The 12,201-nt window shown below is 41.7% G+C and carries 6 protein-coding genes; 5 read left to right on the top strand and 1 reads right to left on the bottom strand.

Annotated elements, in window-relative coordinates; translation table 11 throughout:
• Positions 1-286: 286 nt before the first annotated feature.
• Positions 287-1,381: an AI-2E family transporter gene (locus HYU69_17430; protein MBI2272125.1), complete on the top strand. Its 1,095-nt coding sequence runs from the start codon at positions 287-289 to the stop codon at positions 1,379-1,381.
• Positions 1,382-1,455: 74 nt separating this feature from the next.
• Positions 1,456-3,141 carry a Na/Pi symporter gene (locus HYU69_17425; protein ID MBI2272124.1) on the top strand — a complete coding sequence of 562 codons (1,686 nt, stop codon included), beginning with the start codon at positions 1,456-1,458 and terminating at the stop codon, positions 3,139-3,141.
• 105 nt (positions 3,142-3,246) lie between these two features.
• Here HYU69_17425 and HYU69_17420 read toward each other — a convergent pair whose 3' ends face one another.
• Positions 3,247-4,665 (bottom strand): choice-of-anchor B family protein, encoded by a 1,419-nt coding sequence (locus HYU69_17420; GenBank protein ID MBI2272123.1) that lies wholly within the window; start codon positions 4,663-4,665, stop codon positions 3,247-3,249.
• Between the two features lie 316 nt (positions 4,666-4,981).
• Between HYU69_17420 and HYU69_17415 the strand changes: the two genes are divergently transcribed.
• From HYU69_17415 to HYU69_17405, 3 genes are all read left to right on the top strand, one after another.
• Positions 4,982-7,144, top strand: a complete 2,163-nt coding sequence (locus tag HYU69_17415; GenBank protein MBI2272122.1) for a SurA N-terminal domain-containing protein — start codon at positions 4,982-4,984, stop codon at positions 7,142-7,144.
• A 140-nt stretch (positions 7,145-7,284) separates the two neighbouring features.
• Positions 7,285-8,808 (top strand): 2,3-bisphosphoglycerate-independent phosphoglycerate mutase, encoded by a 1,524-nt coding sequence (locus HYU69_17410; GenBank protein MBI2272121.1) that lies wholly within the window; start codon positions 7,285-7,287, stop codon positions 8,806-8,808.
• A gap of 242 nt (positions 8,809-9,050) precedes the next feature.
• Positions 9,051-12,041 (top strand): T9SS type A sorting domain-containing protein, encoded by a 2,991-nt coding sequence (locus HYU69_17405; GenBank protein MBI2272120.1) that lies wholly within the window; start codon positions 9,051-9,053, stop codon positions 12,039-12,041.
• The last annotated feature ends 160 nt before the right edge of the window (positions 12,042-12,201 follow it).

Raw genomic sequence — 12,201 nt, 5'->3', positions numbered from 1 at the left:
CAGATGAAACTGACATCAGCATCAAGGACAAAGAGTTGAGCCATAGAGCTCGCAAGTGAAATTTTTAAATTCCGGATGCTTTTTCAACTCAAAAAAGAATAAAAATTAATGTCTAACTAAAAATATGTTCAAGTGAAAAAATTAAAAATATATTTGGTGAAATTTCGGGGCTTTCGTGGCTAAAAATCCAATTTGTCACTAAAACATTAAAGCCCACCCAAATTCTTGTCCGATATAAACTATATTGAAGCGAATAAAAGGATAGATTTGTCATATTATATTTTACATGATAACAACCCAAACTTCCTCGATCCTGAGAAATCTGCTTATTATCATTCTGGTTTTTGCAGGTTTATATTATGCAAAGGGGTTTTTGATGCCTTTGTCTGTTGCCGCTGTTATGGCCACTCTCTTTTTGCCTTTTTGTAAATGGATGGAAGAAAATAAAGTGCCCAAAGGCATAGCCGCTTTAATATGTCTGTTAACATTGTTACTTGTCGCGACCGCTGTGGGCATGTTGCTTGGCTGGCAGATCGTTGAGTTGACTGATGACATTGCCCTTATAAAGCAAAGGGCCGTTGAAACGGGTGTACGTATTCAGCAGTATATATTTTATCATTTAGGAATTTCAGCAGAAAGGCAAATGGAAATTCTTAAGGATCAGCGGCCATCTGTTATAAGTGTTATTCCAATGATGGCAGGTTCGCTGGCGAGTGTCTTTGCCAATTTTGTATTGGTTCTGGCATACATCTTTTTTTTGTTGTATTATCGCATCCACATCAAACATTTCCTGCTTAAGCTCTCTCCTCCGGCGCAACGGGACGAAATGAGCCAGGTGGTTTTCCGTGCTTCGCATGTGTCGCAGCAATACCTTGTCGGATTGGCTAAAATGATCGTTTGTTTGTGGATCATGTATGGCATAGGATTTTCGGTATTGGGCGTAAAAAATGCGATCTTTTTTGCCATCATATGCGGCTTGCTGGAAATAGTTCCCTTTATAGGAAACATTACCGGTACTACTATTACTGTATTGGTCGCCGCTGTTAACGGAGCCAGTCTTCCAATGCTCGGGGGCATTGTAGTTACCTATGCGATCGTACAACTTATACAAGGGTGGATATTGGAGCCGCTCATTGTGGGTGCGCAGGTAAAGATCAATGCATTGTTTACTATAATTGCGTTAGTCATAGGCGAGTTGGTATGGGGTATTCCGGGTATTTTTCTGGCTATCCCGCTTACCGCAATGATCAAAATCGTTTGCGACCATATTGAATCACTTAAGCCCTATGGGTTCCTGATAGGTGAGACTGAAACCAGCCAGGGTAACCTTGGTATGGTGAAAAAATTAAAGAGCTGGTATAAAAGAAGCATGCATAAATAGTGCATCCGGAAAATGAAATTCTACAGTTGTGATCTCCGGGCATTGCGTGGTTTTTAACTGAGTTTCTATTCCCTATGGATACCTTCATTCATATACTTAAACTTTCAGCGGGTATTGGACTGTTTCTTTTTGCCATGTATCTGGTGGAGGAATCGTTGAAGAATCTTTTAGGCAGAAGTTTCAAAATTTTTCTTCAGCGTATTACGGGGAACAGGGTAGGTGCTGTAACAGGCGGCGCGCTGGTAACTGCTGTGCTTCAGAGCAGTTCAATGGTTTCGCTGATGGTGCTTGCATTTGTCGGGGCAGGGGTGTTCACCATGAAGAATGCGATGGCTATTATCCTGGGCGCGAACCTGGGTACCACCCTCAGTAATTGGGTGGTAACCCTGCTTGGTTTTAAAACCAATATTGAAGTGATCGCGTACCCCGCTATTTGTGCGGGAGGGTTACTCCTCATATTGTTTAAGAATCGTAAAGCGATCAAATATATATCCTATTTTCTCCTTGGTTTTGGTCTGTTGTTCAGCGGTCTTTCTTTCATGAAAACGGCTATGGAAGCGCAGGTAAGCGGTTTGGATCTCTCGCAATACGCAAATATGCCGCTTGTGTTTTTTCTGTTGATCGGATTTGTTATCACCCTGCTTGTTCAGTCGAGCTCGGTAACTGTTGTGCTTACACTCAGCGCGCTTCATGCAGGAGCCATTGGGTTTCCCGCTGCGGCGGCCATTGTGCTTGGTTCGGAAACGGGTACTACCATTAAAATAGTTCTCGGTTCCGTTGGGGGTAGTGCCGCGAAAAGGCGGGTGGCGCTCGGTAATTTTCTTTTCAATGCATCCCTTACATTGTTAGCGTTCGTATTCCTGGGTCCGATCCTGATGATCATTACAGATCTTTTCAATATCAGCGATCCTCTTATCGGCCTGGTTACTTTTTCGAGTGTGGTAAACTTCGCGGGTATTGTTTTTTTTCTCCCATTTCTCGGCCCCTTTGTGAAATTTCTCGGAAAATTATTTAAGGACGCGGATGCATCGGCTGCCGCTTTTATAGGGAATGCCAATATCAATGAACCCGAAACAGCGCTCGATCTGTTCAGGAAGGAAACCGAATATTTTATTCATACCTCCATGCTGTTTAACCTGGAATTGTTTGAGCTCGATCCCATACCTATTGTCCGCGATCATCCTGATTTTGGAGCTATCAATGAGAAAAGAAAGTATTTTGCAAAAACACCCGAAGAGAAATATGAATTCCTGAAACAATTGCAGGGTGAGTTGCAGGCATTTTATATTAATTTGAGAACAAAGCTGCAGGACGGCCAGGATCCCCGGCTCACTCAGCTGATATCCGCCGTGCGGAGTTCCATGCATTCGATAAAAAGCATGAAGGACATAGGGGGCAATATCAATAATCTCAGGCGTTCGTCAAAAGATATAAAGTTCGATTTCTTTATGCAACATAAAAAGGAAACAGAAAATTTATACCGGCAGCTGAGTGAGCTCATTCTACAGGAAGGAAGAAAGGGATTTGAAAAGCTGCGTGATATTTTTAATGATATACAGGACAACTACAGTTTGGCCCTTAATGATTTTTATAAAAAGGCACAACAAACGAAGCTGGAAGACCTCGACATAACTACTGCTATTAATTTTAACCGCGAACTTTTTACATCGAACAAAGCCATGCTAATGGCGGTAAAGGACCTGTTGCTGGACGAAAAGCAGGCAGCGGATTTTAATGAGATACCGGTGTATAAGACTTAAAGGAGCTTGTTGCTATTTGTGCGGAGTGATTACGTTTTTTAAGCATTAAATTTCATGAGCCGGTTTAACTTCTATTTGAAGAGATGATGAGGTAATTCTGATTTTTTACTGCACCACAATTTTCCCACCCGCATTAATTTTACTTCCTCCCTCAAATAGTATTTTATAAAAATAAATTCCCGCCCGCAGGTCCTCACGCACTAATTCTATTCGGGTACTTCCGTTTCCGCTGGGCGTTACGGACATTCGTTTCACTTCATTGCCCAATACATCAAATAAAATAAATGTTCCGGTTTCATTTCGGTTTTGTATTTCAACAACAGTCTTCTCCATCATCGGGTTTGGTGAAACACGTATCTCAATATTATGTTCACGTGTATTATTTACCCCTGTCATGGCCGAACTCGCATCTAAAATATACAGACCATTTTGCATGTCCGATGCTAAAATAAGGTTGGCTCCAAAATCAACATACGCACCCCAGCATCCGTGATAAGCCTGCGGGTAGTTATTACTTGCATTGTTCAGCGTATCCGTATCAAAATAGCCGGTCCGGACTGGGTTTGCCGGATCCTTAATGCTGAAAACCTGCAAGCCATCCTGGTAATACGCAATGAACAGATCATTGCTACCTATAATGTAGGGATTGTGAGGTGTTACAATTGGTGCCGTGCGGAATGTTTTTAATATTGTTACATTTTGCAGATCGGAAACATCGATCGATTTAACACCCATTCCCGCCGGTACCTCATCACAAAACACAAGTGTCTTTCCATCCGAAGTTAAATAACTACTGTGGTTATAACCCTGGTCGGGATAATTGGTCAAAGCAGCCAGTAAAGTAAATGTATTATTGCTGTTAAATTTATAAATAAACAAGCCCTGGTTGCCGGATGAAGCGTAAACCGTGTCGTTGCGCACAAACATATCATGTATGTTATCTCCCGGGTAGTCTTGTTCAAGTCTTCTTAACAAAACAGGATGAGTGGGATCGGCAAGGCTGTACACAGCCATTCTGGAAGTGCCGTAAACAGGGCTTTTAGGAGAACCGCAATATAATTTATTACCATCAATATAAATGGTATGTGAACGCCCGAAGATACTGTCGGCATCATGTATTACCTGCACAGAACCCGGCAGGGTCGACATATCAATGATCTGAAGGTTGGCAGGGTTGTCGTCACTCACTGCGTACAGGTAATTGCCATAAGTTTTATACTCGTGCCAGATACATCTGGATCTTTTACCCGGCACATAGTCGCATACAACAGGCGCTGCGGGATTGGTAATCTCTATAAAATAGGTTCCGGAAGTGGAGCCGATGATAGCGTATTTTTTACCCTTCACTTTATCTTCATACCCCCAAACACTTTGGTATTTGATGCCGTAAATTGATTCGTCTAAAATGGTGTCGGAATGCCATTGGCCCAGCAATGTTATGTTTTGTTTGTCATAATTCTGCCCTCTTAACAGGCAACTGAATCCTATAATTAATGCAATGCCCAACACTGCTTTTTTCACCATTCCCATACCATTTAAAGTTATTTATTTAAAATGGGTTAACCAATTAATTTGGCGGTAGTCTTTTTCTGCCATATCGTTCAACGATGATTTTTTAGGCTAAGTTTCCGGTAAAAAGTGCTCGTGGAGAGTTATATTTTACATATTTACCTGATTATCAGATATCTTATCTTGGACTAAGAATCTTATCTTCTTTCATGCAAACCAAATAATATCAATTGTCAGAAAGAACTATACGTGATTTTGCATTCTTTTTATGTGTGTTTTTTGTGAAAAATCACGTAGGTTTGTCCTCCTAAATATTTTAATACTAAAGTAAATGAGTGTTTTAGCTAGTATCAGAAATCGCGCCGGGTTACTTGTAACTGTTATTGGTGTTGCGTTGTTAATTTTCATTTTGCAGGCTGCTCTCGAATCGGGTAAATGGTTCTCGAACGATCGCAATGTTGGTGAAATAGCCGGCAAAGGTGTGCCTATTGAAGAATTTGACTATAGAGTTAAGCAGCAGCTTGAAAACTATAAACGTAATCAGCAGCAGAGTACTGTTGATCCGGGGATGGAAGACCAGTTTGTGCAGCAAACCTGGACCCAGATGATTAATGAAATTGTAATGAATAAGGAATATGAAAAACTCGGACTGAGTGTCTCCGAAGATGAGTTGTATGATCTGATGCTTGTGCATCCGCATAAATATGTGATCCAGCAATTTTCTGAACGCGAATCCGGAAAAATAAATAAAGATTTTCTCGATCCGGCTACTGGGCAGATTGATGTTAAAAAACTTAACACGCTTGTGCAGCAAATGAACGAACAGCAGGAAGCTGCTTGGAGTGACCTCGAGAAAGCTGTTAAAGAAGATCGCATTTCGGAAAAATACAACAACCTGATAAAAAAAGGATTGTACTACACCAAACTGGAAGCGAAGCAGGAATATGTTGCGCAAAACAAACAGTTCAAAATAAAATACATTGTAAAAAAATATAATTCACTTGCCGATAGCGTGGTTAAAGTGATTGATGCCGATCTGACGGCGTATTATAATGAGCATCAGAATGAATATAAACAGGAAGAGGAAACACGTAAAATAGAATACATAACTTATGAAGTGTTTCCCACGAAGGAAGATACGGAAGCCATTTACTCCGACATGAAGCGCATCGCGGATGAATTCAAAACAAGGGCACGTACTGAAGATTCTGCCTATGTGATCTCTGAATCGGATTCGCGTAACTTTGATGTGACCTATCATAAAAAAGGAACATTATCGCCCGAAATTGATTCATTGATGTTCTTTGGAGAGAAGGGATTTGTTTATGGTCCTTACCTGGAAAACAGCATGTATAAAGTTGCCAAACTTGTTGACAGCAAAATGGCAGCCGACTCAGCCAAAGTGCGTCATATACTTATTGCACTCGAACCACAGACCAAGCCGGGCCTTAAACGTGAAAAGGCAAGAGCGAAAGCGATGGCGGATAGTTTGACGACATTGATTAAAGAAAAAAAGAGAACGTTCGAGGATCTGGTGAGAGAGGTTTCTGAGGATCCGGGATCAATTGAAAAGGGCGGCGATTATGGCTGGTTCAATTCAGGCAGCGGATTTGTAGAGCCATTTAAAAATGCCGGCTTAATAGGTCAGAAGGGTGATATTACTGTTGTTGAAACACAATTCGGTTACCACATTATTGAAGTGCTCGACAGGAGCAAGGGCGAATCTAAATTAGTGCAGGTGGCCACCATCGATAAAAAGATAGAGCCTTCGCCAAAGACTATCCAAAGCTATTATACCAAAGCCGGTGAGTTTGCAGGCAAGAACAGAACACTTGAAGCTTTCACAAAGGCTGTAGAAGAACAAAAGATCAATAAACGTGTTGCGGAAGATGTGAAAGAGGGAGATAAAAATATCCCGGGTCTTGAATCGCCGCGCGAGTTAGTGCGCTGGATGTATAATGAAAAGACCAAAAAGGGGGATGTGTCGGACGCGTTTGAGTTGGGCAATAAATTTGTTGTTGCCGTACTTACCGAAATCCGTCCGAAAGGAATTCCTCCGATGGAGCTGGTGAGAGAACTGGTTGAGCCAAAAGCGAAAGAAAGAAAGAAGGCTGAGAAATTTATCGAAGATTACAATAAGATACTCAGCAGGGAAAAGAACTTTGATAACGTTGCAATATTATGCGACCTGCAGTCAAGAGACATGGAAGACCTTACATTTAACACCACTTCATTGCCGGGCGCAGGCAAGGAAGATGACTTTGTTGGAACAGTGGTTACCATGAAAGCCGGTACTATATCGAAACCTATTGTTGGCCGCAGCGGGGTGTATGTTGTGAAGCTTGAAAGCATAAAGGAAGCGCCTGAGACCAAAGATTACAGTAATATCGCATCGCAAACAGTAAGCACCATGCAATCGCGTGTTGATTATGAAGTGTTCGAAGCGCTTAAAGACAATGCTGAAATTGTAGATAAGAAAGCCAAGTTCTATTAAATGATTTTTATTATAAAATAAAACGCCTTGTTGTAAATGACAAGGCGTTTTTTGTGCCTCATCCCTGCCTACCGGCAGGTAGGCGTCTCGCTGAATCGGAGCACCTTCTCCAAGTGGAGAAGGGAAGTAAAAAATAAATCATGTCGAAAAAAGTTGTACTTGTAATATTAGATGGTTGGGGTATAGGAGATGGCTCCAAAAGCGATGCCATCGCGAATGCCAATACCCCTTTTGTTGACGGCCTATATAAAAAATACCCTCACTCAACATTGCGCACTTCGGGCGAGAATGTCGGTTTGCCCGACGGGCAGATGGGAAACTCAGAGGTGGGCCACCTGAATATAGGTGCTGGCCGTGTAGTGTACCAGGATTTCGCAAGAATAAATAAAGAGATACGCGAAAAAAAGATGGACACTAACCCTGTTTTGCTCGACGCGCTTAATTACGCCAAACAAAACAAAAAGGACCTGCATATAATGGGACTTGTGTCGGACGGTGGTGTGCACTCGCACCAGCTGCATTTGCACCACTTGTGCGATATGGCCAAAGCGAATGGCCTGAACAATGTATACATTCACGCGTTTACCGATGGCCGTGATACGGACCCTAAAAGCGGACTTGGTTTCATAACTTCTTTGGAGGAACATCTGAAAACTTCTACGGGAAAAATCGCTTCTGTTGTAGGACGTTATTATGCGATGGACCGCGACAAGCGATGGGAACGTGTGCAGCAGGCCTACAACCTGCTTGTTAAAGGAGAGGGTAAGAAAGCGCAAAACATTACCGATGCCATTAAAGCTTCGTATGCCGAAAATGTAACCGACGAGTTTATAAAACCAATTGTTGTTACAAAGACCGATGGCTCACCCATTGCAACTATAAAGGAAGGTGATGTAGTGATCTGTTTTAACTTCCGTACCGATCGCTGCCGCGAGATAACCACTGTTCTCACTCAAAAGGATCTTGCCGAACAACAAATGAAAAAAATGAATTTGTATTACGTTACCATGACAAATTATGATGACTCTTTTAAGGATGTGAAAGTGGTATACGATAAAGATAATTTACACAACACCCTTGGCGAGATTATTTCGAAAGCGGACAAAACACAAATACGCATCGCGGAGACAGAAAAATATCCGCACGTAACATTTTTCTTTTCAGGCGGACAGGAAACTGAATTTAAGGGAGAGAAACGTATCATGGTTTCTTCACCCAAGGTAGCCACCTATGACCTACAGCCCGAAATGAGCGCTGAAGCAGTTACGGATGCAATAGTTGCCGAACTTAAAACAGGCGATGTTGATTTTGTTTGCCTGAACTACGCCAATGCCGATATGGTTGGCCACACCGGCGATTACAAAGCCGTAACAAAAGCGGTTGAAACAGTTGATGCCTGCCTGAAATGTGTTGTGGAAATCGGTCTTGAAAAAAATTATTCTTTTATTATCATCGCCGACCACGGCAATGCTGATTACATGATCAACCCGGACGGCTCACCCAACACAGCTCACACCACAAACCCTGTTCCCTGTATAATTATTGATAAGGATGTTAAGAAAGTGACTAATGGTAAATTATCCGACATTGCTCCCACTATTTTGAAGCTAATGAGTATGGATATTCCTTCTGAAATGGATGGGGTATCGCTGGTCGCCTCTTAAAAATTTGATCACAAGATAATAAGCAATAGAGATTATATCGAAGAGGATAACTGTTTTCGATTTTTTTTGGTGAAAATTTGGAGCTTTCGTGCTTTGGTGGCTAAAATTCAATTGCCACTAAAGCACCAAAACACTAAAGCCCACCAAAATTTTATTCCATTTAAATTCTACCTAAATACCAAACCTTTTCCCGTAATTTACGTACAGGCACTGATGTTAGGACCACAGAAAATCGCTTTCCCATGAAAAAAATAATTACTACCATTTTAATCTCCTTAGCTGTACTAACAATTTTTGCAGCGGGGCATACAGTAACAATAACATCAACAAACGTTAGCTGTTTTGGCGGCAGTAACGGTACCGCCACAGCAAGTGTTAGCGGAGGTGTTGGCCCCTTTAGTTATTCATGGAGCAGTGGGGCAACTGTTGCGACCAATTTAAATCTTGCTGCCGGTTCTTATACTTGTACGGTTACTGATAATAATGATCTTTCAACGGCCACATCCACAGTGAGTATAACTGAGCCGGCTGCATCAATAACAGCAACTACGTCACATACGGATGCTTATTGTGGAGTATCGAATGGAACTGCAACGGTTTCTGCAAATGGTGGTACTGGACCATATACCTATTCATGGAGTAATGGAGCAGGGGGAATGACAATCACGGCATTGGCGGCGGGGTCATATTCCGTAACAGTAACAGATTCCAATGGTTGTACCCGAACTGATGTTGTGGCTGTGAATAATCTGTCTCCGCCACCCCTAATAGTCTCAGCAACTCCGATAACTTGTAATGGAGGAACTAATGGGACTGCTACAGTCACTGTAAACGGTGGATCGACCCCATATACTTATGCATGGAGTCACAGTTTTACTGCGTCGGTTGCTACTGGACTCGTTGCTGGAACATATGCAATAACTGTAGCTGATGCTAATGGCTGTATGACAGTTAGTTCAGTAGTAATAACCGAGCCACCTGCGATTGTGGCTACTACAACCTCAACTAATGCCACATGTGGGCAAAGTAATGGTACTGCGACAGCTTCTGTTAGTGGTGGAGTTGGAGGTTATGTTTATTTGTGGAGTCCGCCGACGCAAACTGGAACAACAGCAACAGGTTTAGTGACTGGGAGTTACAGCTTGACAGTTACTGATGCAAATGGTTGTACGGGATTTACATCAGTTAATATTAGTGTTTCCGCAGGCACGACTATTGCAATAACTAAAACTGATGCCACCTGTGGACAAAGTAATGGTACAGCGACAGTTTCGGGTAGTGGCGGAACACCACCTTTTTCATTTTTGTGGTCTACTGCGGCTAATTCGGCAACTCTTCCCAACCTCCCTGTAGGTTCTTATTCTGTGACTGTGACAGATGGAAATGGCTGCACAGCAACAAGCATAGCAACAATCAGTGATACAGGCTCGCCAAATGTGGTAATTACAACAAAAAATGCATCCTGCCAGGAAATCCCGGATGGTAAAGCGAGTGCACTTGCCAGTGGCGGCGTTGCACCCTACACTTACTCCTGGAATGATGGTTCAGCCAACGATACGATATTTAATCTAGCAAAGGGAAATTATGTTGTAACTGTAACAGATGGAACGGGTTGTAAGGCAGTTAAGCTTGCAAGTGTTGGGGTACCGGGTGGAGGTATTCATTTTAATATCAGGCAACTTCAATACAATAATTGTGGTTTATGCACGGCCAAAGCAAAAGTTTATGATTTAGATGGAGGGATTAGTCCGTATACTTACTATTGGTCGTCAGGTTTAACAACAGATTCGATTTATAACATGTGTAAGGGGTCGTACTCACTTACTGTAACCGATAATGCCGGGTGTACTGCATCCGGGAATATATACATAGGAGGCTACAATGGAAATGTTTTAAGGGGCCGGGTATATAATGATAAAAATAATAACTGTGTATACGATGCCGGCGAAGAGCCGTTGAAAAACGCGGTTGTTTTCGGATATAATGTCACAATGACGGACAGTAATGGAGTTTATACTATTTATAATATTCCGACAGGTTACTATAATGTGTCATTAAGTTCTTTGTCGACAAAATGGATCAAGTACAATTGCCCTTCAGCCGGAAATTATTCCGTTAATATCACCGGCACTTGTGATACAATAAGCAATAAGGATTTTGCATTGTCGGTTCCTTCAAACGTGCAAGACCTGAGAACAACACTATACACCGGCACTGCCCGCCCAGGTTTTGAGCAATGGAATCAAGTTTGCTATTACAATGACGGAACAAAAACAATGAATGGTATTGTTCGTGTAACCCACGATTCGGACCAGGTATTCAAAAGTGCATTTCCTGTTCAAGCTTCATATACTTATCCCGTATTGGAATGGAATTTTACTAATCTTGCTCCCGGAGCATCAAGCTGTATCTCCTTTACCATGGAAACTCCAGCAACCAAGCCCATCGGCACCAAATTAATAACCAAAGCCGAAGTTTTTCCAATAATAGGAGACACAGCACAGGAAAATAATACTGTAATTGATACCCGCAACGTTCAGGGTTCGTATGATCCGAATTTAAAAGAAGTACAACCAAACGGAAATATTTCACCAACAGATACTGTACTCAAATACACCATCCATTTTCAAAACACAGGTAACGATACAGCATTTAATATAACTGTGAGAGATACTTTACCCGTTTACCTTAACCCCGCAACAATCAAGATCGGAGCTTCGAGTCATTTTTGCAGAACGGAGTTGTTCAACAATGTACTGGTGTTTACCTTCCCGAATATTCTGTTGGTCGACAGCATCCGCAACGAACCCAAGAGTCATGGTTGGGTAAACTTTACCATACACAGCAAACCGGGCATTCCTGTAAACACGGTGATAGATAACGAAGCAGATATTTATTTTGACTTCAATGAACCGATCACTACCAATAAGGCATCAAACAAAATAATTGTGGTTGGAGTGTCGGCAATTGAAGATAGTTCAAACGATTTCAGTATTTACCCCAATCCCGCTGCCGGTAAAATATATTTGTTGTACAAATCAACAATTGCAGTGCAAAAGGTGTTGAATATGGAAATGTTCAATATTTTGGGATCCAAAGTGCGGTCACAGCAAAATATACGTTCCGGTGTAAATGAAATTTCACTGGAGGGCTTGAGTCGTGGACTTTACCTGTTACAAATAAAGGACGTTGAAAGTAAAGTAGTGGATGTTGAGCGGGTGGTGGTGGAGTGATGAGTTCAGGTATATGTATGTTATACCAATTATAAATATTAATTAGTCCAATTTATATTTGAAAAAACATACCCAAATCCACATGTTTTTTTTATGCTTTGTTCTGTGAGGTTGCTAAGTTCAAGTGTAATAAAGTCACTTACTTCATCAAGGGTTTTAT

This window comes from Bacteroidota bacterium (genome assembly GCA_016183775.1).
GTDB lineage: Bacteria > Bacteroidota > Bacteroidia > JABDFU01 > JABDFU01 > JABDFU01.
Note: the sequence above shows the minus strand (reverse complement) of the source record. Positions and strands in the feature narration are given on the sequence as shown.